Origin of the sequence: Streptomyces sp. NPDC101234, assembly GCF_044767525.1 — a bacterium.
Classification (GTDB): domain Bacteria; phylum Actinomycetota; class Actinomycetes; order Streptomycetales; family Streptomycetaceae; genus Streptomyces; species Streptomyces sasae.
In genome coordinates, this window is record NZ_JBIWOA010000022.1 from 39,830 (window position 1) to 62,267 (window position 22,438).

The window sequence follows — 22,438 nt, forward strand, 5'->3', positions numbered from 1 at the left end:
GAGATCGGCTCATTCTTGCGCGCACCCGGAGAAGGCCGCGAGACCAACTGCCCTGCGCCGTGTCGGGATCCGCAGTCAATCCCACCAGAACAGCCAGTGGTCAGCGGGAACTTGGAGCTTCCCCACCTTGGCGATGTCGCCGATGATCTGGTCAAGGTCGTAGCAGAAGCTCCAGTGCTCGATCGCCGTCTCCGCCACGATCAGTGGATCGGTGGGGGGACGTGTCACCGTCAGGCCCAGTTCTGTGGATCCGAGGTAGAACACCTCCGCGCCAAAGCGACGGTGCCAGGATTCAAGGACGGATGCGTGGTCCGCCAGAGTGAGAGATGGGTGCGTGGATGACCCCAGCCAGTTCGGAGTGTCGGGCGCATCCAGAAGCACAGGAAGTTCCCAGGAATTTTCCGCGGGGATCAGGCACAACCATTCCGGCTTACCCATGAACCCCGCCATGAAGCGAATTTTCTCACTCCGAGGATCGGCGGGGGTCGGCACTTCTTCGATCTTGGCGGCCAATTCAGCCAGATCAATGCCCCCAAATGCGGTCCGGTAACCGCTGCAGCCCTCTTCCCCTTTCCATACTGCCTCGACCAACCCGGCGATCACCCCTTCAGGCGTCCTTCCGGCCCCGCCCGCCTCGGCATGATCTACCGCCCTCCTTGCCCTCCGGGTTTCCTCCGGAAACCACTCCCACGTTTGCGGACCATCGTGACTGATGATCGGCCAGAGCCCGGTCTCAGAATGAAGGCTTCTCGCCTTCGACCATAGTTCAAGCAGATCCGCCCGATCGCTCCTGAAGCCACACAGCAACAGTCCGTCGGGGGTGAGAATCTCTTCGAACTGCACCTCGCCGAATGACGAGCCGAAAAGTTGCCTCGACAATTTCTCAAGTCCAGCTTCACCTCCGATCCTCATTACGCTCCTCCCTCTGCCTCGTCACCCAGGATGTCGTCCATGACCTCAGTGAGTGGATCGACCACGCCGACACCTCCATCCGCACCTTCACAGTCACAAGGGGTCCCGTCTGGTACCGTCTCCGCTTGAGGTTTCGAGTTGGCCGACGGTGCATCAAGTGCACTGCCCTCACCCATGATCCGCGTGTCGTATCCATCATTGCCGACGACACGCACAGAGTCGAACTTGAGCTTTGCCGACGATATAGCTTGCCCGAGTGATTCGCCGAGCTTTTTCCCGAGCCCCTTCATATTCACGACAAGTTCGTCGGCCTGCCCCTGCTTCTTCGCGATGCTCTTCATAACGGGTTCAACGTCGGTTTTTCCCTCTTCTGGGGTGTAGATATCCACCGCCCTGACGTCAACCAACTCCCCGTCTTCCCAGGTCAACCTGACAAGATCGGCTGTCCCCGACCCCCGCTTGGAACCTTTGATCGGGTTTACTGGAAGGAATTCTTCACCGGATCCGTCATCGCTTCCGTCGGAGAATTCCTTTCCCAGCTTTAGGGCTTCGTTGAGGTACTCGCGAACGGATCGTTCTTCCGCGACCTTTTCTCGCTCCTGTGTGTTCCTCGCCTTCTCTTCCCCGATCCGGTACCTGTGGCCGCGCGAGTCCGTCACTACTTTCGCCTGATATTCCTTGCTGTACTCGACGACGGGAGACTCCGAGCAAGTTTCGGGAGTGCATTCGCCGCCGAACCCCTGCTCGTCGGCCAGTTGCCGGCTGATGGGTTTGGCCCCCTTGCCGACAGGCTTGTTCATGGTGGGGTCGGCCCACCAGTTGTCACGCCCGGTAGGATCGGATCGCGTGGTCGGATTGTTACCCGAATAGTCGTAACCCGCGAGTTGGACGGGATCGACGGCGTTGAAGACCGGGTCGGCGGAGAGGAAGCGGCCGTTGGCCGGGTCGTATTCGCGGGCGCCGAGGTTTTCCAGGCTCGTGGTGGGGTCAGGGGTGCCGCCGACGTAGCCCTTGTCGCCGGGCCAGGTGGTGGGGGCGGTGCCGCGGGTGCCACCGAAGGGGAGGTACTGGCGGCGGGTGACGGTCAGGGTCTGGTAGTCGATGGCCAGGCTGTCCGTGCCCTGCCGGTCGGGGATCAGGTACTGGATGTCACCGGTGCTGGACCGTTCGGCGACCGTCGTGCCGCCGATCGAGTAGTAGCGAGTGCCGGACAGGGCCGAGGTAGAGGTGTTCTCCACCAGTTGCTCGTCGCCCAGGAAGAGTGTGGCCTGACCCGGGTCGGTCCGCAGGACGAGGTTGCCGTCGGCGTCGTAGAGGTAGCTGGTGGTACCGGCACTGGTGGTGTCGGTGGCGAGATTGCCCTGATCGTTCCAGGTCAGGGTCTGGTCGCCGGTGGCGCCCCCGGTGATACCGGTGGTGTCGCCGGACAGGTCGTAGACGTAGGACACGGTGTTCTTGGCAGCGTCGGGACCGGTCGCGGTGGTGCTGATGAGGGTATGGGGCTGGTCTGTATCCGAGCCCTGAGACGGGTAATTGTAGGTGGTTGTGGTGTCGTTGGCCGCGCTACCCGAGGTGTCGTGGTCTGTCTGAGTCTTACGGTCACCGGCCGCGTCGTAGGTCCAACTCTGCCAGTACGCATTTGGGCCGCCGACGGACACGCTGCTGCCAGGCGTGGGGGTGGCGGCGCATTGGTCGGTGGCGGTCCAGGCCGCGGACAGCCGGGTGGCGTAGTCGTACTGGTAGCACTGAGTGTCGGTAACCGCGCCACCGTTCTGCTTGTCGGTGGTGGAGGTGACCAGGCCCGCTCCGGCCGAGACGTTTCTGGTCTTGTCCTCGTAGGTGTAGCCGGTGTCGTCGACCACGCTGCCGGCGGTGGCGTCAGTGGTCTTGGCGTCGGTCAGCGCCCGAGTCTGCGTGTCATAGGTGAGGGACAGCGCGACCCAGGAGCCGGAAGGGCCCATGGTGTATTGCAGGGGCTGGCCGTACTCCGAGTACCCGACGGCGGTGACGTAGTCCCAGGCGGTGGTGGCACCGTCACTGCCGAGGCTGGTGGGCCGGCCGTAGGTGTCATAGCCGTAGTTGACGGTCTCGGCGGGCAGGCCGCCGGATGCCGGGTCGCCCTGGGAGGCCAGGTTTCCGGTGAGGGTGTAGGTGTAGCTGGTGGTGTAGCCGGCGGACGGGGCGAGGGCTGCCTCGTTGGAGGGCAGGTTCGCCAGGGTTTCCTTGCTGGCCGCAGGTTTGGCCAGGCCGGTGTAAGCGAGGATCGTGTTCGCCGCCGAGGGGCTGGTGGTGCCCTGCTGGTACGAGACCGACGACGTCGGGTAGCCCTTCTTCAGAGTGTCGTAGGTCCAGGCGCCGATCTCATCACCGGTGGAGGTGGCCGCGCCGCCGGTGGTGTCGTAGGCGAAGGTCTTCCGCCCGTCAGTGTCGTAGGTGTACGTAGTCTGCTTGCCGCGGGCGTCCGTTACCGTCAGAAGCTGACCGGCGTTGTCGTACGTCGAGTGCGAGGTTCCGGTGTCCGGATCGGTAGCGGAAGTCTGGTTGCCGAGCAGGTCGTACGTCCAGGACCAGGCGTTGCCGGCGGCATCGGTCTCACCGATGCGGTTGCCGCTGGCATCGTAGGTGTAGTGAGTGTCAGAGTAGTCGCCGGCCGAGTCGTTGACCGGGTCGGCGGAGACGCCCTGGTGGTACTGGTACAAGTCGACGGTGTTACCGCGGGCATCGGTCAAAGTACTCTGAGCCGTGGCGCCTTTGGGCGGAACGGTGGTGATGACGTTGCCGCCGTAGCTGGTGGTGGTCTGCCAGGTTTCGGTGCCCAGGGCGTAAGCGATGCCCTCTGTCCGGCGGCCGGCGCCGTCATAGACGTAACCCGTCTCGGACGGGATGTCTCCGTCCTGTGCTTGCACCAGGGTCGAGGACGGCACGCCCGTGGTGTAGTAGGAGTCGGTGCTCTTCGCCACCAGGCCGTCGGTGTTGTAGACGGTATCTGTGATCAGTCGGCCGCCATCCTCTGCGCTGACCTGCACCTCTCTCTGTCGCAGCAGCGCGTCGTAGAGGACTTCGCTGGTGCGATAGGAGCCGTCGTCGTTGAGTGTCTGGCTGGTGACCACCGACGGTCCGGTGTTGGACATCGCATAACTGAACTTCTGGGTGGCTGAAGAGATGCCCGGCTTGAAGCCGGCCGTTGGCCGCCCGAGGGCGTCATACTGCTGCTTGGTGACGTAACCGCCCGGATCGGTCGTTTGCAGCGCGAGTTCGCCCAGCGGGTCGTACGTCGTGGTGGTTGCGTAGCCGCGCGGGTCGGTGACAGCGACCGACGTTGGCTCAGCACCGGTAGTCGGGGTGTAAGCCGTATGTGTGGTGCGACTGTCGGCGTCAGTGGCGGTCAGGGTGCGTCCGTACTCGTCCACGGTGATGGAGGACGTGGTGACGAACGTAGGGGTGGAGCCGCTGTAAGAGGCGGCCTTCTGCGTCATCGTCACGTCACCCGTCGTGGGCGCCGCACCGAAGACGGTGGAACCGCTGTAGAAACTGCGCGTGTCGGAGACCGCGTCGCTCGGCAGAGAGGGTGTGCCGGAACAGCTCACCGAGACCGTGGTGGTCTCGTCCACCGCATTGAGGATCCAGGCGTTGGTGTTGTCCGCGAAGCTGGTCGTGGCGCACTTGTCGTCTGCGGCGATGGAGGCGTCACCCAGGTCGTTGGTCTTGGTGACTCTGCCGTAGGTGTCGTGTGTGTAATCGGTTTCCGTCTCCCGCGTACTGCCGTTGGACAACGGAGTGTAGACGCGTTCCCTGGCCTGGCCTGTGAGGTAGGCGTGCTGGGCAGGCAGGGCGCTGCCGAGGCCGTGCGTCGCGGTCGCGGCGGAAGTCCACGGATCGTCGATGGTGTCGGTGACGACCTTGCCGCTGTCCGCGCCGTTGTAGTGGATCGTCTCGTACGTGTCACCGGCGTACTGATCCGAGTCGGCGACAGCCGTATCGCCGCGAGAGTCAGTGACCGTCGCGGTCCGGGTGGCGCTGCCCTGCAGGGTGTCGCCGTCCATGCCCCGGAAGTAGGTGTAGTCGGTCTCGGTGACCGGGTCCGGGGCGGTGCCGGTGGTCACCTTCATGCCCTGGTAGCCGCGCCACTGGTTCCAGGTGCGCTGGTCGGAGGGGGTGAGCGGGTTGTCGTCGTAGTGCCAGGCCGGGGAGCCGACCGGTGTGTAGTGGGTGGCGATGGTGTCATTGACGCCGCCACCTGTCGGGTCCTGTTGGGTCACGCCGGTGACGATGTACTTGTTGAACCAGTCCTGGATGGGAGCCGTCTGCCCGTCCGGGGTCCAGTAGGCCGGGTAGCACAGCTTGGTGTTCTGGCTCGGGTCGCTCGGGGTCCCGGATGCGCAGGCCGCCGAGGAGTAGGCGATGCTGATGATGCCGCCGGTCTCGGTGGTGATGGTGTTGAGCCGGTGGCGGGTGATGGGCGGGTAGCCGTTGGTGACGTTGACGCGGTTGGAGAGCGGCGTGCCGTTGAGCGCAACGGCGTGCATCGTGATCGGAGACGTCGATCCGCCGCCGGCCGTGTCCTGCCCGGTACGGGTGATCGAGGACAGCCACAGGGAGGCGGTGGTGGAGTCGCCGGTGGCCGGGAAGGAGTGAGCGAAGGTCCAGGAGTCGACGTTGGTCTCGGTGGTGCCCACCAGGGCCTGGGTCTGGATGCCGGTGAGTTCGTACTCCGACCAGAAGGTCGGGGAGTTCACCGAACAGGAGGCGCCGCTAGCGCAGTTCAGGTCGTACGGGACGTCGGGCCAGTTCGCCGCGGTCGAGGAGGACAGCCCCGAGGTCGCGCAACCGCCGGCGGAGGTGGAGCAGCGGCCGTTGACGGTGAAGGTGACCTGGCCGGCCGGGGAGGTGGAATACACCGTTCCGGCTCGCTGCCCGTACATGATCTTGTTGAGGTAGCCGCCGCGGATGTACGACGTGTTGGCGGTGGTGCCCAAGTCACGGGCGTAGTAGTTGATCTCGGTGGTGTAGAAGTACGAGACCGTGTCCTGGTGGGTGTCGACGACGTAGTCGAGGTTCCAGCGGTACGCCTGCTGGCACCAGGAGCTGGAGAACGTCGCGCTGTAGCACGGCTGATCCGAGGCGGTGGCGTAGACCGGCTCAGTCCACACGGAGTTGGTGGCCGTGTTCCCGCTTGTGTAGCCCGGCAGTTGGTTCTGCCCGAAGTAGTACTGGGTGCCGTCGTCCGTGGTGACGACCCAGTACTCGCCGTTCTGGGCTCCGTTGGTGGCTCCGGTCTTGTACTGCACCCGCTCGTCGGAGTCGTCCTGGGGATGCCAGTCGCCGGTGGTGTCGTCCTTGACCAGGGTCGTGGACTGGCCGCCGAGCGACAGGGTGATCGTGTTGTTGCTGGACCAGCAGTTGTCCTGGGTCTTGGTCGTGCCGGTCGGGTTCTGGTGGCACGACTGGTAGGACCGCTCGACATAGCCGGGGCTGTACTCGAAGCCGTCACCGATCCACGAGGCCTGGTTGTTCGTGGAGGAGGTCAGACCGTCCTGGGACTGTGAGTTGTAGTCCAGCGAGATCTTCGGTTCGAGCCCGCCCGGTACCGACGGTGTGTCGATGGGGTAGGACCAGTTGAAGGCGTCGGTGCTTCCGCCCGCCTGCCATGACCCGGACGGCTTCAGTGACGTGGCGGAGTAGTCGCCGCCGCCTCCGCCCGCCGACGAGGTCGCCGCCACCACCACCGACGCTGTTTGCGTCGCGGTGCTGCTCTTCACCGTGGGAAGGGTGAGGTTCGCGCTCAGTCGGTGCGTGGTGCTGTCATTCGCCGACATGAGCGGCGTCTGGGTGCGGCAGCGAGCCAGCCGCGGCGTGGTCAGAGCACATGCGGGCAGCGTGACCAGGTGCAGGCGGGATGCCCAGTCGGCGCCGAAGGCGGCGGTGAACGCCGAGTAGTCCAGCTTGAGGCCGACACGGCTTTCGGCGTTGCTGCCGTCGTTGCGGTCCAGGCCCAGTAGGACGCCGTTCACGCCTGCGGCGCTTGCGCCGCTACGGGGCAGCACCCGCACGCCGACGCCCGACGGAGTGGCGGCCGCGTTTTTCCTGGCCTGCGCGGCGTTGTGCTCCGCCGCGGCCTTCGGCGGGCCTATCCACACCGGGAGCGATCCGGCGCGTATCGCGGTACCGGATGCCTGCTTCGTTTTCGTCCCGGCCCCGCTCAGGGTGACCTTCGCCGTACCGGAGGGCCATGAGACGTGTGCGGGCCGGTAGGCCGGCATGGGCTTGGGCTGGTGGTAGTGCGAGGTGACAGCGGTGACGGGCACCGGCTTGTCATGGGCGGGGGTGGGTATCTGGTGCCGACCGGCCGCGTCGGCCGGTGTTGCCTGTAGGACACCGGCGCATAACGCCATCGTGGCGAGAGCTGCGGTGGGGGCGCGCAGTGCAATCCGGCTCAGCCAGGCTCCTACGGCCTGGCCCGTTCGGACTGCCTTGCTGCCCCGGTATCTACCAGAAACCACAGCGTCCCGCCCCTCGGTGTCCATAACGATCACTCGATCCGAGCGGACGCTACCCACCCGTTGACGCTCGACGAACCCGCCAATTCAGTCATGACCAGACCTTTACGTCGCTCACATGACAACGTTTCCTAGTCAATCGGGCGGAATGATCGACTCCAGCCACCCTGACCCTCTGGTCACGGACAGCAGCGGACTCCTAGCGTCGTGAACTACTGGATCTTCAGGTCATCAGACAGAGGTGGATCTCCCCATGCGATGGCACCACATACCCGGCGCACGCAGAACCACCGGCCGCAGCAGAGCCGCCGTCACCGCCGCGCTTGCCCTGGTCGCCGCCACAGCGAGCCTGACGCCCGCCTATGCCGACACCCCCGGGGACGCCACCGGGAGTGGGGCCCTCTACTCCTCCGGCGCATCCGCACCGGTGGCCAAGGACACGCCCGAGCAGTCGGATCTGCCGCAGCTGCCGAACGGATACGGCCCGTCAGCCGCGCAGCTTGCAGCGATGGAGACCGCTGCGGCGACCGCCCGGAAGACCGGGAAGGCCGTCACGGTCAGCTCGTTGACAACCCCCGTCCAGCAGGTGACCGCCAGTCCCGGCGGCGGATTCCAGCTGTCGGCCAACCCCGAGCCCGTGCGGACCAAGAAGAACAACCGTTGGACCGCCGTCGACATGACACTGCATCACAAGAGTGACGACACCTGGTCTCCGGCCGCGACCGCGTACGGCACGGTGTCCTTCTCCGGTGGCGGCCACGCCCCGTTAGCCATCACCCATTACGACGGCGTGAGCATGGCAGTCTCCTGGCCAGGCACGCTGCCCGCTCCCGTCATCAAGGGCGGATCCGCGATCTACCGGTCCGTGCTGCCCTCCGTGGACCTGGTGGTCTCGGCCACCGCAGCCGGCGGCTTCACCGACACGCTGGTCGTCAATTCCGCTGCCGCCGCCCGGAACCCTGCGCTGGCCACCCTGCGTCTGGGTACCCAGGTGACCGGCGGCCGCCTGACCCGGGGCAATGCGGACAACCTCGCACTGCGTGACATCCGTGGCCGAGACCTCATGGACGCGGCCAGCCCGCTGATGTGGGACTCCAACACCGTGCTGCCGACCCCGGCCGCCAAGAAGGCGCGTACGGCAAGCAAGGCCAAGGTCGCCGCGGACCCCTCGGACACCGCGCACCCCGGACTGGCCGCGCGTGAGGCACCGGTGGGTACGGAGGTGTCCGCCTCGGGGCTGTCCCTCGTACCGGACTCCCGGATGCTGAAAGCCCGCTCCACCGTCTTCCCGGTCTATATCGACCCCACGTTCAACTGGCACCCCTACGATCCGGCCGCCCCGGCCTTCGACGAGGTCAAACAGGGCTGCCCCAGTAAGTCCTTCTACAACCAGACCGGTTCACTCGCCGACAACGGATACCTGGGGGTCGGCTACAACGGCTGGCAGGAGGGCTCCTGCTACACGGGCAAAGAACACGCGATCTACCAGTGGAAGCTGTCCTCCACCATCTTCGGCGCGCACGTCAACACCGCCACCGTGAACGCCACGGAGATCTACTCCGCTTCCTGCTCCAGCTCCTACACCGTCAATCTGCACTGGTCCGGCGGCATCGGATCGGGCACCGACTGGAGCAACCGGCCCGGCTACAACAGCTACTCCACCTCCGCAAGCTACGCGCGTGCCTACAACCCGACCTACTGTGCCTCAAACAGTTCGGTGACCCACGGGCTGAACGTGCTCACTCCGATCGCCCACAACGCCGCCGGTCACTCGACCACCTTCACCGCCACGCTCAGCGAGGACTCCGCCGAGGCCGGCCATGACGACGGCGGCTTCTCCCGCTTCTCGCACAACCCCAGCCTGGAGATCTTCTACAACCTGCCTCCGTCCGTCCCGTCCAAGTCGACGATGGCAGCGGTGGCCGGCGCGGACGACGCGGCCTGCGACACCAGCGGCCCCGACTACCCGTTCATGGGTAAGACCATTGCCAGCACCCCGCCCGTGCTGAAGGCGAAAGTCTCCGACGCCGACAGCGACAAGCTGCAGGCGACCTTCCAGTACTGGATCAACGGCTCCACCACCCTGCACACCGGGCTCAGCAGCGACAACCTGGCCAGCGGCTCCTACGCCACCTACAGCCTGCCGTCCAGCTTCATCAGCTCACTGACCAGCGGCCAGATCGTGGACTGGCAGGTCAAGGTCACCGACGGTGAGGACTCCACCGCCTACACCCAGTCCCCGACCTGCCACTTCGTCGCCGAACCCACCGCGCCGAGCGCCCCCACCGTCACCTCGAAGAACAGCCTCTACCCCAACACCGACAACGACGGGGGCACAGGCGCCGCGGCCAGCACCGCCGGCACCTTCAACGTGGCCACCAGCGGCGGGGCCAGCGCGACGAAGTTCGTCTACTCCGTCGACGTACCACCCGCCACCACCAACCCGCCCGCTTCCCAGGTCGTCCCCGCTACGAGCAACGCCGCCGCGGTGACCATCACCCCCTACTCCCCCGGCCCGCACACCCTGTGGGTGTACGCCGTGGACGCCGCAGGCGACGACTCCGGAGCCACCGGCTACCCGTTCCTGGCCGCCGGAGACCCGAACACCACCTGCGCCAGCCTGTCCGCGTGCTTCAACAACACGGGCATCAGTGCCGACGCCACCCCCAGCCAGGCCGACATCGACGGCGTCGGAGACAGCTTCTCCGCCACCGACCTCGCCACCGCAGGCTGGGCCAGCGGCGGCAAAGTCACCGTCAACGGGGCCACCTTCACCCTGCCCGCGTTCGGCTCCGGGCAGAAGGACAACGTCCTGGCCGCCAACCAGACCATCGCCTACAGCGGCTCCGGAAACGCCCTGGACTTCCTCGCCACATCCAGCTACTCCGGCCTGTCCACGCCGGGCGCCATCGCCAACGACGACACCGCGCCCTACGTTCCGACCGGCACCGCGGTGAGTGGTTCCTACTGCTTCAACGGCACCGACCCGGTGGGAGCCTGCGCTGCGACCGGCACCGTCACCTACACCGACGGCACCACCGCGAAATACGACCTGACCGTCCCCGGCTGGACCGTCAGCGCCGACGCCATCGCCGCCGTGGTCCTGCCCCACCGCAACAACACCTCCGGACAGACCACCACCCCGCACCGGCTCTACGCCTTCTCCGTACCCATCGACCCGGCCAAGACCATCGCCTCGGTGACGCTGCCCGACGTGGGCAACCACATCGGCTACCACACCCAGTCCCTGCACATCTTCAGCATGGCCACCCGCAACACCACCACCGGTACCCCCGAGGCCACCGGCAGCACCGTCTCCGCACCGACCGGCCAGAGCTGGACCGGCGCCTGGGCCAACCCCAACGAGGGCCAGTACAACTTCCAGGGCGCCAACTTCTCCAACCAGACCTTCCGTATCGCCCTGCCCGCCTCGATCTCCGGCAACACCGTCCGCATCAAGCTCGACAACGCCCTCGGCACCAGCAAGCTGACCATCGGCCACGCCACCATCGCCCAGGACTCCGTATCCGGCGCCCCCTCCGCCGTACCCGCCGCCACCCCCACCACCCTCACCTTCGGCGGCAGCCAGTCGGTGACCGTCCCCGAGGGCGGCTCCCTCTACAGCGACCCGCTCACCTTCCCCGTCACCGCCAACCACTACCTCCTCGTCTCCTACCAACTGAGCAACTCCGTGCCGTACCTGGTCCAGCACTCCTTCGCCAACAACGCCTACCAGTACGTCACCACCGTCGGCGCCGGGGACAAGACCACCGACACCACCGGCACACCCTTCGACGGCAGCACCGGAACCCTGCAGGGCTGGTTCACCGACCTTGTCACCAACGTCGACGTCACCACCAGCCACACCCCGACCCAAGCGGTCCTCGGCGACGGACTCATCGACGCCTTCCAGCCCAACACCACCCCCGTCGCCAGCGGAAGCCGCGTCTCCGACACCCTGGAAGGCGCCGAACCCACCACCCCCAGCCCCTACGGCACCATCGCCGAGGGCATCGAATCCAACGACCTCATGACCGACAACCCGCAGACCTACAACGCCAAAATCCTCGGCGGTCCTTCAGCCCTCTCCCGCATCGACCGCGACATCCTCGACCAACCCGGCATCAGCAGCGTCGTCGTCTACGAGGGCCTCGAAGACCTCCTCGGCGGCAGCACTCCGGACGACCTGGAAGCCAATGGCTACACCACTCTCGTCCAGCAACTCCAGGGCTGGGGCATCTCCACCACGTTGACCTCCCTCACCTCTTGTGACGGCTTCGCCGGCGACGGTGCCACCGCCAACGACCCCTGCACCAGCACCGTCGACGCCAACCGCACCGACGTCAACGGCTGGCTCGGCGACATGGACCTAGGCAGCCCCTGGTCCATTCCACCGGTCTACTACGCCGACTTCGACACCGCCCTCGCCGTGCCCGACACCAGCAACGGCGAGAACAAACTCGCCACGGCCGCCGACACCGGCGACCACGTCAACCTCACCAACTCCGGATACGCCGCCGAAACCCTCGCCATCCTCTCCCCCCACGACACCTGGGCCCTCGACGACGGCGACGGCTTCACCATCGCCAACGACACCGCCCCCACCGACACCCCCTACACCGTCAACGACACCACCGGCGTCGGCAGCAACACCCTGACCCTCAACGGCACCACCACCTGGACCAACGACACCACCCGCGGCGAAACCCTCTCCTTCGACGGCACCACCGGCTACGCCGCCAGCACCGGCCCGGCGCTCAACACCACCGGCAGCTACTCCGTCTCGGCTTGGGTGAAACTCTCCTCACTACCCACCCGCAATGCCACCGTCGCCGCCCAGGACGGCACCCAGAACAGCCCCTTCTCCCTCCAGTACGACTACGCAGACACCGACAGCCCGCAATGGGCCCTCACCTTCGCCAACACCGACACCACCAACCCGGCCTTCACCGTCGCCGAGTCGACAACAGCAGCCACCGCCAACACCTGGACCCACCTGGTCGGCACCTACGACGCCACCACAAAGACCGCCCAGCTCTACGTCAACGGCAGCCTCGCCGCCACCGCCACCGGCGTCACCTCCTGGAACGCCGGCAACGCCTTCACCATCGGCCGCAGCCTCTACAACAGCAGCAACACCGACTTCTTCCCCGGCCTGATCAGCACCGTCCAGGCCTGGAACTACGCCCTCACCCCCAACCAGGTCACCGCCCTCTACCAACAAATCCCCTGACCCCTCCCGCCGTGGGTGCTCCTGACCCAACAGCCAGGAACACCCACGGCGGCGAACCGCTTGAGCCACAAGCCCTACTGAGGTCTTTACCCGTCCTGAGCGGCCTGGAGGCATCAAGCGACCTGTTCCAAGATTGCCTGGCACTTCACGTCAGGCGCCATCACCCTCACATCGGCGTTGAATTCAGGCACTCCGCCGCATTCCACACGGTGTACCCGCCCGAGGCCCCGAAAGAGGTCGAGCGGGCCTACCGGATTCAAGAACGCGCAGGTCAGCGCCCCTTTCCGGCAGGTTCCAGGATCACGACGCACTCCACGTGGGAGGTCATCGGAAACACGTCGGATCATGCACGAGTCGAAGAAACACCAGTTCAGAGCGTGTTGTCGGGCTCCCGAGGCAGGCGATCAGACCCTCTGAGCGTCAAACGAGCGTCATGAAGCTGAACCAACCCGGTGCCGACTGCATACAACGACGCCGCCCTGTCCGTGATGGACAGAGGGAGTCACCTCACCCGGCGATCGTCAGCGGCGCGTCGAAACGCTCCCGAGCTCGGATGACGGCCTTGTGGGCGTCCCACCGCGTACTCGACGCCGAAGGCGAATGCGCGGCTTCGACCGGGTTCGAGGGCGAGGGTGGCGGCGTGTTCCGGTCGGTTGAAGGCGTTGGTGATCGTCTCGACGGGTTCGAGGGCGATGGCGGCGCGACGGTCACGGGCCAGGGTGTCGCCGGTGAACACGTGCATATGACCGCTGTGCTGCCAGACCCGCAGTTCCTCACCGGTCGCCGGGTTGGTCAGTACCGTCTCGATCCGGCCGGCGGGGCCTGGGGTCAGGTCTGTGTAGCAGGCGTCGATGACCGCGTCGCTCAGCCGTTTCGGTGTCCGGAAGTCCATGCCGGGGCAGTCGTCCAGGGAGAGCAGGGCGTCCTCGCCGGGCAGTGGGATGAGGGCTGCGTCGGTGCGGATCAGGGTGTGCGCGGGGATGTGCAGGGTCAGGTCGTCGATGGGGCGGGACAGGGTGAAGTAGGGGTGCCAGCCCGCCGCGTAGGGGGCGGTGCTGTCGCCCACGTTCGTCGCACGGATCTCGATGACCAACTCGCTGCCGCTGAGGGCGTATTCGACGGTGAGGTCGATGGCGAAGGGGTAGCCGGGGTAGCGACCCGGTCGGATGTCGGTGGTGCGCAGGATCAGTCGGGCCGAGTCGGCCGTCGTGGTGGCGTGGGCGAGCTCGAAAGGGGTCTCGCGGGCGAAGCCGTGGTAGATCAGCCTGTCCCCGCGGTGGGCGGGGAGCAGGTCGTGGTCACGGCCGTCGTAGTGGTAGCGGGCGTCGGCGACGCGGTTGGGGAAGGGGGCCAGCAGGCCCGCGCGTACGCCGTCCTGGGACAGGAGTTCCTTCTCGTCGCGGTAGCCGTCCGTGAGCTCTGTGAGCCGGCCGGTGGCTTCGCTTCTGACCTGCCAGCTCAGCAGCGTCGCCCCGCGCAGGGAGAGGACGGCGCGTGCCGAGCCGTCCGGTGCGGAGACGACAAGGGTGGGTTCGCCGCCGAGGCGGTTCTCGGCGATCCGGTACTCGGCGGTCATTCCCCTGCCGTTCCGTTCAGCTCGCCTCGGGGGCGAGTTTCTTCGCTCCCGTCATGATGGCGACAGCGTCCTCCATGGAGTGCGACTGCGGGGTGATGACGCCGGCGCAGGCGCCGAGGCGCTGGATGTGGATGCGGTCGGCGACGTCGAAGACGTTGGGCATGTTGTGGCTGATGAGGATGACGCCGAGGCCCTGCTCGCGCAGGTCGCGGACGAGTTTGAGGACCTGGCCGGTCTCGCGGACGCCGAGGGCTGCGGTGGGTTCGTCGAGGATCACCACCCGGCCGCCGAAGGCAGCGGTGCGGGCGACGGCCACGGACTGGCGCTGGCCTCCGGAGAGGGTCTCCACGGCCTGGTTGATGTTCTGCAGCGTGCCGATGCCGAGCCGCTTGATGTGGTCGGCGGCCTGCTTGCGCATCTCGCCGGTGTCGAGCATGCGGAACACCGAGCCGAGGATCCCCTTGCGGCGGATCTCACGGGCGAGGAAGAGGTTGCTGGCGATGTCCAGCGCGGGAGCGACGGCGAGGGTCTGGTAGACGGTCTCGATGCCGGCGTCGCGGGCGTCCTGGGGGCGCTTGAAATGGACCTCCTTGCCGTCGACGAGGATGCTGCCCCGGTCGGGGACGAGGGCCCCGGACAGGCACTTGATCAGGGTGGACTTGCCGGCGCCGTTGTCGCCGATGACGGCGAGGACCTCGCCGGGGTGGAGGGTGAGGTCGACGCTGTTCAGGCCGACTACCCTGCCGAAGAGCTTGACCAGGCCCTTGGCTTCGAGAACGGGGGCGGTGGCGGTCGTCACGACTTCACACTCCGGATCCACTGGTCGACGGAGACAGCCGCGATCACCAGGATGCCGACTGCGAGGACTTGGTAGTTGGGGTCGATGCCGGCCAGCGCGAGGCCGTTGACGAAGACCTGGACGATCAGCGCGCCGATCAGCGAGCCGAAGACCACACCGCGTCCGCCGAAGAGGCTGGTGCCACCGATCACCACGGCGGTGATGGACTGCAGGTTGGCGTTGAGGCCGCTGTTGGGGTCGCCGCCGCCGACCCGGCCGACCAGGATCCAGGCGCCCACGGCGATGGCGAAACCGCCCACCATGTAGGCGCTGAGCAGGACCCGGTTGACGGAGATGCCGGCCAGCCGGGCGGCCTCGACGTCGTCGCCGACCGCGTAGAGGTGGCGGCCCCAGGCGGTGTAGCGCAGCGCGTAGCCGACCACCGCGTACAGGGCGATCATGAGGAGGACGCCGTAGGTCAGGTTCAGCTGCCCGAGGGAGACCGTCTGGCCGCTCCACAGCAGGATGTTTCCCGGCTGGAGCGCCACCGTCTGGCCCTTGGCGTAGATGAGGGTGATCGCGGTGAAGACGCTGAGGGTGCCGAGGGTGACGATGAACGGCGGCAGCTTGATCCTGGTCACCAGCAGGCCGTTGACAGCCTGGGCGGCTATCGCGACGACCGCGCCGGCCAGCAGGGCGAACACACCGGGCCAGTGGTTGTCCGCGACGAGCTTCGACATGAGCAGCGAGGAGAGCACCATCACCGCGCCGATCGACAGGTCGATGCCGGCGGTGAGGATGATGACCGTCTGCCCGACGGCGAGCGAACCGATGACGGCCGTCTGCTGGGCGACCAGCGAGAGGTTCTGCAACGCGTAGAAGCGTTCGTTCACCAGGGAGAACACGACGGCGGCGAGCACCAGGACGATGGCCGGGCTGAGGGCCGGCTGGCGGTGCAGCACCGAGTGGATGCGCTGGCTGAGGGTGGCGGGCCTGTTGAGGAACTCCTCCGCCGGTGCCGGTGTGGCTTGACTGTCCACGTGGGTGGTCACAGGGGGTCCTTCCGGTGTTTTCCCTGGTGTGGGCTCATGGGCGCGTGAGGTGCGGGTGCGACGCCGGTGCCATGACGGCGGTCATGGGCGCCGCACCCGGCGGGTCAGCTGCCCCAGCAGGCGGAGGCGGCCTGCGACGGGGACTGCACGGTCAGGCCGTCCAGGGACTTGGCGGCGGCGAGGGCGGTGCCGGTGTCGTAGAACGACTTGCCGTTGGTCACGCTGGGCTTGCTGCCGCCGCGGGCCAGCTTGGCGATCGAGCTGACGCCGAGGGCCGCCATCTTGCCCGGGTACTGCACCGCGTCGGCGGCGAACTCGCCGCTGGTGACGTTCTTCAGGCCGGAGCAGCTGCCGTCGATCGCGTAGATCGCGGCCTGCTTCTCCTTGCCGGCCGCCTTCAGCGCGTTGTACGCGCCCTCACCCGCGGGCTCGTTGATCGCGTAGACGACGTTGATGTCCGGGTTGGCCGACAGGCAGTTCTCCATCGCGGTGCGGCCGCCGTCGATGGCGCCCTGGGTGGGCTGGTGACAGACGACCTTGTAGGTGCCGCCCTTGCCGCCGGTGTACTTGCCGGACTTGGCTTCCTTGCCGTTCTCGGTCTTGCTCCCCGGGTCGATGCCCATGCCCTCCAGGAAGCCGTGGTCGCGGTTGATGTCGACGGAGACGACCTGGTTGTTGAACAGGTCGAGCATGGCGATGACCGCCGGCTTGCCGTCCAGAGCGGCGGCGGCGTACTGGCCGATGAGCTTGCCCGCCTGCTCGTTGTCGGTGGCATAGGTGATGTCCGCGGTGCTGGCCGGGTTCGGCGCGGTGTCCAGGGCGATCACGAACAGGCCGGCCTGCTTGGCCCGGCCGAGGGCGGCGTTCACGGCGTCACCGTTGGTGGTGATCAGGATGCCCTTGTCACCGCGCGATATGGCGTTGTCGATGGCGGTGATCTGGGTCTGGGTGTCGCCGTCGCTGTTGCCCGCCGCCACCGTGAGACTCACGTTGTCCTTGGCGGCCTGGGCCTTGGCGTCCTTCTCCATGCTCACGAAGTACGGGTTGGTGAGCGTCTTCAGGATCAGCGAGACCCCCACCTTCCCGCCGCCGCCCGAGGCGGACGAGGACGAGCCCGAGCCGGAAGAACCGCAGGCCGCGAGGGTGGCGCCGAGGCACACCGTGACACCGATCGCTGCCGCCCGGGTACGCCGACTACGGCGGCTCGAAATCTGGCTGATGGAGATGTTCATGGCGTGATCCCTTTCGGAGCCGTCCCTTGGCCGACGCTGAGACAACGTTGACTGGGCGAGATACTGGGCCCGTATGGACGAGGCCGTCAAGACGCTGATAGACATGCGCGGGCAACGAGTAGGTAACGCACAATCGGTTGGAGACAACGATGACTCAGGGCGAGTCGGTGCCCCTGGCCACCCGTAGCCGCCCCACCATGCGTGAGGTCGCGGCGCTGGCCGGAGTGGCCATCAAGACGGTCTCGCGTGTGTTCAACGGCGTCCCCACCGTCGATCCGGCGATCGTCGCCAGGGTCCGCGAGGCCGCCGACCAACTGGGCTACCGTCCCAACCTCACGGCCAGCAGCCTGCGCCGCGGCGACGGCCGTACCGCCACCATCGGCATGCTCGTCGAAGACGCCGCGAACCCCTTCTCCGCCGCCCTGACCCGCACCGTCGAGAACGTGGCCCGCGCCCGCGGCGTGCTGGTCCTGGTCGGCAGCCTGGACGAGGACCCCGCCCGGGAACGGGAGTTGGCCCAGGCGCTCATCGACCGCCGGGTCGACGGGCTGGTGATCGTGCCCGCAGGACGTGACCAGAGCTACCTGATCAGCGAGCAGCGCTCCGGCACCTGCCTGGTCTTCGTCGACCGCGAGGCCGGCCTGCTGGATGCGGACGCCGTCGTCTCCGACAACCGGCAGGGTGCCGTCAGCGCCGTCAACCACCTGCTCAAGGCCGGTCACCGCCGTGTCGCCTACCTCGGCGACCGGGCATCCATCCCGACCGCCGCCCAGCGCTTCGACGGATACCGGCACGCTCTGGAAGTCGCGCACATCGCGTACGACGACGGGATCGTCCGCCACGTCGGGTCCAGCGAACAGGCCGCCGTCGCCGCGACCCAAGAACTCCTGTCACTGCCGAACCCGCCGACGGCGCTGTTCACCAGCCAGAACTTCGTGACCATAGGGGTCCTGCGCGCCCTGCGCACCCTCGGCCGGCAGGACACCGTCGCCCAGGTGGGCTTCGACGACTTTCCGCTGGCCGACATCCTCAACCCGGGGATCTCCGTCATCGCCCAGGACGTCGAGCAACTGGGCAGGACAGCCGCCGAGATGCTCTTCCGCAGACTGGACGGGGACGGCTCCCCCACCCACACCGTCACCGTGCCGACCCGGCTCATCGAGCGGGGCTCCGGTGAGATAGCTCCCGAAGGACCCCGCCATGACTGAAGCGACACGAGCCCTCGGGCAGCCCCCGGCCGTGACCGTGATCGGCGAAGCCCTCGTCGACCTGGTCCAGCTCGACACCCCCGGCGACTACCGCGCCCGGCCCGGCGGCAGTCCCTTCAACGTCGCCGTCGGCCTCGCCCGCCTCGGGCATGGCACCGCGCTCATGGCCCGCCTGGCGGACAACTCCTTCGGCCGCATGCTGAGCGCCCACGCCGCCGCCGAGGGCATCGACCTGGCGTACGCCCCCTCAGCCGCCGAACCCACCACGCTCGCCGTGGTCTCCATGGACACCGAGGGGCGGGCAAGTTACGACTTCTACCTCGACGGCACCGCCGACTGGCAGTGGACCGAGGCGGAGACCGCCCTCGTCCCGCCGGACACCGCCGTGCTCCACTTCGGCTCGGTCGCCTCCTGGACCCCGCCGGCCGACGACCACATCCACTCCGCCGTCCGACGACTGCGCGCCGCCGGCACCACCCTGATCAGCTACGACCCCAACATCCGCCCCCTCCTCCTGGGCGATCCGGAACACGGCAGGCAGGCGGTCGAGCGCAGCGTCGGCCTCGCCCACCTGGTCAAGGCCAGCCGTGAGGACGTCGAGTGGCTCTACCCGGGCACACCCATCGAGAAGATCGCCGCCCACTGGACGGACCTCGGCGCACTGCTCGTCGTCATCACCGACGGCCCCGACGGAGTCCACGTCTTCCCGAGCGGCGCGGGAAACTTCAGCCGCGCCGGCCGCAAGGTCGCCGTGGTGGACACCGTCGGCGCAGGCGATGCCTTCACCGCCGGGCTGCTCGGTGCGCTGCTGCGCCACGGACTGGAAACGCCGGGGACATTGGCCACGGCCGACCCGGACGTGCTGACGATCGTCGTGGACGACGCGGTCCTCGTCTCCGCGCTGACCTGCGAGCGCCTGGGCGCCGACCCGCCCACCGCCCTGCCCCGCCCGCACCGGTCCGCCCAGACACCCCTGGCGGTGACGGACCTGGCCTTCACCGACCGGACAGGCACGGACAGCCCGACTCCGCAGCAGCTTCAGCCGGTCAAGAACTCGCGTTCCTGCGACACGGAGACGGGCTCATGGCCGGAGATCAGTCGTACACGGTGAATTCCGCGATCGACCACCGGTTACCCGCGACATCGTCGGTGTTGACGACCTCGATGTAACGGGCTGTCCGCGTCGGGAAGGACACCAGTTCCACTCGCCGACCGTCCGTTATGGAAGAACCCTTGGTCCAGTCGGTTCCGTCCGTGGACACGTGGACGTCTGCGTCTGCCCCATGTCCGCCTGGATCCAAAGGCCTTCGTACTGGCCCGTTCCGGAGCTGTACCGGGTGCCGGAATTTCCGTCCAGCATGTCTCCGGGACCATCGTTGTACGGACTTGTGTCCGAGGTTGTTGCTGTCCAACCCGTCCGTGACAGCGCGGGACCCGGGTCCATGACGTCGTACGAGGATCCACCTGCATCGGTTCCGCTGGCTCCGGTCACCGAGACCTTGAACGTTGCCACGGAGAGTCCGCTCGGAACGTAGGCGCTGATGCTCGTGTCCGACCAGCTGTCCATTTCGGCGTAGGTCGATCCGAAACGGACCGTGCCCAGTCCCTGAGTGTCACCGAAATGGGATCCGCTGATCGTGAACTTGGTGCGCGGTATGCCCTGCTTCGGCTTCAGGTCGCCGAATGCCGGCGCAGCCGTCGGCGGACATCGGGAAACTCTGACTGGTGGCGGCCCCGCTGAATACTGCGGTGACCTCCGACCCCTCCGGTCAGGGCTTCGGCGTAGTTGTGTGACGCCCGTTTTGTGATCATGCGAGGCCAAGGAGCGCGAGGGGCGGTGGGGGTCGCGAGCGTTGCGGAGTCCCGGGCCTGCTGGAGCGGCTGGCCGAGGTGCCGGACCCGCGTGACCCACGCGGGGTGCGCCATCGCCTGGCTGTCGTACTCGCTCTCACCACGTGCGCGGTACCGGCCGGAGCAGCCTCACTGCCGGCGGTCGGCGAATGGATCGCCGACGCCCCCGGGTGAGTTCTGGAACAGGTCGGTGCGGACCCCGATCCGCTTCTGCCCATGAGGGTCCTGCCCGCCGAGAGCACGGTCCGCCGACTGCTGGCCCGCATTGACGGCGACGCCCTGGACCGGGCGGTCGGGAGCCGGCTCGTCGAACGCTGCCCGAAGGCGACCGGGCTGCGCGGCCTCGCGGCGGACGGCAGGAGTCTGCGCGGTGCGGCCAGAGCGAACCGCCTCAAGATCCACCTGCTCGCCGCACTGGAGCACGCCACTGGCCTGGTCCTGGCTCTGCGAGCCGCACACGGGTCGCGATGCCGCGCGGACAGGTACGCCGACCGTTATGCCTTCCCTGTCGGGCGCGGTGCACAGCACGCGCAGTCCGCACCGCAACTCCCGGGCCCCTCGCCGTCCATGACAACGACCGGCACCGCGCAGCAGCTGTCGCCACGCCACGCCTCCCGGCCTTCCTTGACCGCGACGGCGGCGATGACCAGGGCGGCGACCGGGTCGGCCCAGCTCCAGCCGAGCAGGGAGTTGGCGAGCAGGCCGACCAGGAGGACGGCCGACAGGTAGGTGCACAGCAACGTCTGCTTCGAGTCCGCGACGGCCGAGGCGGAGCCCAGTTCACGGCCTGCCCGGCGCTGCGCGGCGGACAGGAACGGCATGATCGCGAGCGAGAGGGCGGCCAGCACGATGCCCGGCGTCGAGTGCCCGGCCTCGCCGGTGCGGGTCAGGGACCGAACGGAGTCGATGGTGACGTAGGCGGCCAGCGCGAAGAAAGACAGGGCGATGACGCGCAGCGTGCTCTTCTCCCGGGCTTCGCGCACCGCGTGGTCGGCGGCGGAGAACTGCCAGGCGACGGCCGCGGCCGAGGAGACCTCGATGATCGAGTCCAGGCCGAAGCCGACGAGGGCGGTGGAGGAGGCCGCGGTGCCCGCGGTGATCGCGACGACGGCCTCGACGAGGTTGTAGGTGATCGTCGCGGCGGTCAGCAGCCGGACGCGGCGGGCGAGTTGATCGCGGCGGTCGGCGGTCGGACCGGGGGTGATGTGCAGGGTCGTCATCAGCAGCAGCCCTTCTCGTCCGCGTCGACGCAGGTGCGGTCGGCCTCGACCGCGAGGACGATGCCGCGCAGGTCGTCCAGGGCGTGACCGAGGCGGGCGTCGGCCAACTCGTAGCGCGTGCGCCGGCCTTCGGGGACGGTGACGACGATGCCGCAGTCCCGCAGGCACGCGAGGTGGTTCGAGAGCCGGGTGCGGGAGATCTCCAGCTTCTCCGCCAAGTCGGCCGGATAGGCGGGAGCCTCGTTCAGGGTGAGCAGGATGCGGCAGCGGATCGGGTCGGCGAGCGCCCGGCCGAAGCGGGCCAGGGCGTCGATGTCGAGGGCGGCGGACAGCATGGAGTGACGATACATGAAATCCTGAATTCAGGATCTGGTGAATCAATTGCCAAGTGATCCCATGGCCGCCGGGCAGCGATTACGATCTGTCGCGATGAGACACCGGCACCCTGGTATCCGGAGCGCGGCGGGGCACATGGCCTCGCTTCTCGTCGTGCGCTGCGCCGCGTTGCTCGTCATGGTGCTGTCCCTCGTTCCGGCATGCCTGCACCCCGCCGAGACTGCTGCGGTGCGCTCGGGTTCCTCGGCCACGATGGTGGCCGGGTCAGCGACCGCTGCCGCCGAACCTGCCTTGTCGGGAGCGTGCTCCGACCCGGAGCACACCCCCGGGAGCAGCGACTGCCACAGTCGGCAGCCCGGCCTCGTGCGTACGGCGACCCCCGCCCCCGCCGCTCCCGTCAGGGCGGCGGAGCAGACGATCACGGCGTCGCCGAGTGCCGTAGCCACATCCACGGCTCATCGGGTGGGTGGGCGACCACCGGGCATTCACCGACTGCAGGTCCAGCGGATCTAGACCGGCTGCCGCGCGCTGTACGCGATACCG

14 protein-coding genes are annotated in these 22,438 nt (G+C 67.5%); 4 read left to right on the forward strand and 10 right to left on the reverse strand.

The genetic code is table 11. From position 1 onward, the window contains the following. Nucleotides 1–75 precede the first annotated feature (75 nt). A complete protein-coding gene (locus ACIRR9_RS34025; protein ID WP_403759872.1) occupies nt 76–912 on the reverse strand; it encodes a DUF4253 domain-containing protein in 837 nt (278 codons plus the stop codon). Next, nucleotides 912–7,217, reverse strand: a complete 6,306-nt coding sequence (locus ACIRR9_RS34030) for an RHS repeat-associated core domain-containing protein (RefSeq protein WP_403759875.1) — start codon at nt 7,215–7,217, stop codon at nt 912–914. Before ACIRR9_RS34030 ends, ACIRR9_RS34025 begins: the two co-directional genes overlap by 1 nt. Before the next feature lie 445 nt (nt 7,218–7,662). Between ACIRR9_RS34030 and ACIRR9_RS34035 the strand changes: the two genes are divergently transcribed. Further along, nucleotides 7,663–12,642: a LamG-like jellyroll fold domain-containing protein gene (locus ACIRR9_RS34035; RefSeq protein WP_403759878.1), complete on the forward strand. Its 4,980-nt coding sequence runs from the start codon at nt 7,663–7,665 to the stop codon at nt 12,640–12,642. Nucleotides 12,643–13,144: 502 nt separating this feature from the next. Here ACIRR9_RS34035 and ACIRR9_RS34040 read toward each other — a convergent pair. The 4 genes from ACIRR9_RS34040 to ACIRR9_RS34055 form a co-directional block, all read right to left on the reverse strand. Next, the gene (locus ACIRR9_RS34040) at nt 13,145–14,218 is read right to left on the reverse strand and encodes an aldose 1-epimerase (protein ID WP_403759881.1); all 1,074 of its coding nucleotides are present in this window, start codon (nt 14,216–14,218) and stop codon (nt 13,145–13,147) included. Between the two features lie 16 nt (nt 14,219–14,234). Then, nucleotides 14,235–15,017 (reverse strand): ATP-binding cassette domain-containing protein, encoded by a 783-nt coding sequence (locus tag ACIRR9_RS34045; protein WP_403759884.1) that lies wholly within the window; start codon nt 15,015–15,017, stop codon nt 14,235–14,237. Further along, complete coding sequence (locus tag ACIRR9_RS34050) at nt 15,014–16,048, reverse strand: ABC transporter permease (RefSeq protein WP_403759887.1); 1,035 nt, start codon at nt 16,046–16,048, stop codon at nt 15,014–15,016. Before ACIRR9_RS34050 ends, ACIRR9_RS34045 begins: the two co-directional genes overlap by 4 nt. Before the next feature lie 104 nt (nt 16,049–16,152). After that, nucleotides 16,153–17,280 (reverse strand): substrate-binding domain-containing protein, encoded by a 1,128-nt coding sequence (locus tag ACIRR9_RS34055; RefSeq protein ID WP_403759890.1) that lies wholly within the window; start codon nt 17,278–17,280, stop codon nt 16,153–16,155. Between the two features lie 149 nt (nt 17,281–17,429). Between ACIRR9_RS34055 and ACIRR9_RS34060 the strand changes: the two genes are divergently transcribed. Then, the gene (locus ACIRR9_RS34060; RefSeq protein ID WP_403759893.1) at nt 17,430–18,488 is read left to right on the forward strand and encodes a LacI family DNA-binding transcriptional regulator; all 1,059 of its coding nucleotides are present in this window, start codon (nt 17,430–17,432) and stop codon (nt 18,486–18,488) included. Beyond that, nucleotides 18,481–19,599, forward strand: a complete 1,119-nt coding sequence (locus ACIRR9_RS34065) for a carbohydrate kinase (RefSeq protein ID WP_403759896.1) — start codon at nt 18,481–18,483, stop codon at nt 19,597–19,599. The genes ACIRR9_RS34060 and ACIRR9_RS34065 overlap by 8 nt, the downstream gene beginning before the upstream one ends. A gap of 108 nt (nt 19,600–19,707) precedes the next feature. Here ACIRR9_RS34065 and ACIRR9_RS34070 read toward each other — a convergent pair whose 3' ends face one another. Then, a complete protein-coding gene (locus tag ACIRR9_RS34070; protein WP_403759899.1) occupies nt 19,708–20,400 on the reverse strand; it encodes an IPT/TIG domain-containing protein in 693 nt (230 codons plus the stop codon). Nucleotides 20,401–20,405: 5 nt separating this feature from the next. Between ACIRR9_RS34070 and ACIRR9_RS34075 the strand changes: the two genes are divergently transcribed. Further along, entirely contained in the window at nt 20,406–20,513 is a 108-nt protein-coding gene (locus ACIRR9_RS34075) for a hypothetical protein (RefSeq protein WP_403759902.1), read from the forward strand. On the opposite strand, the gene ACIRR9_RS34080 is transcribed toward ACIRR9_RS34075, so the two are convergent. From ACIRR9_RS34080 to ACIRR9_RS34090, 3 genes are read right to left on the reverse strand one after another with little or no spacing between them, the layout of a single operon-like run. Beyond that, nucleotides 20,469–20,867 carry a hypothetical protein gene (locus ACIRR9_RS34080; protein WP_403760138.1) on the reverse strand — a complete coding sequence of 133 codons (399 nt, stop codon included), beginning with the start codon at nt 20,865–20,867 and terminating at the stop codon, nt 20,469–20,471. The genes ACIRR9_RS34075 and ACIRR9_RS34080 overlap by 45 nt on opposite strands. Further along, a complete protein-coding gene (locus tag ACIRR9_RS34085) occupies nt 20,834–21,559 on the reverse strand; it encodes a cation transporter (RefSeq protein ID WP_403759905.1) in 726 nt (241 codons plus the stop codon). The genes ACIRR9_RS34080 and ACIRR9_RS34085 overlap by 34 nt, the downstream gene beginning before the upstream one ends. Further along, complete coding sequence (locus ACIRR9_RS34090) at nt 21,559–21,894, reverse strand: ArsR/SmtB family transcription factor (protein ID WP_403759908.1); 336 nt, start codon at nt 21,892–21,894, stop codon at nt 21,559–21,561. Before ACIRR9_RS34090 ends, ACIRR9_RS34085 begins: the two co-directional genes overlap by 1 nt. Between the last annotated feature and the right edge of the window lie 544 nt (nt 21,895–22,438).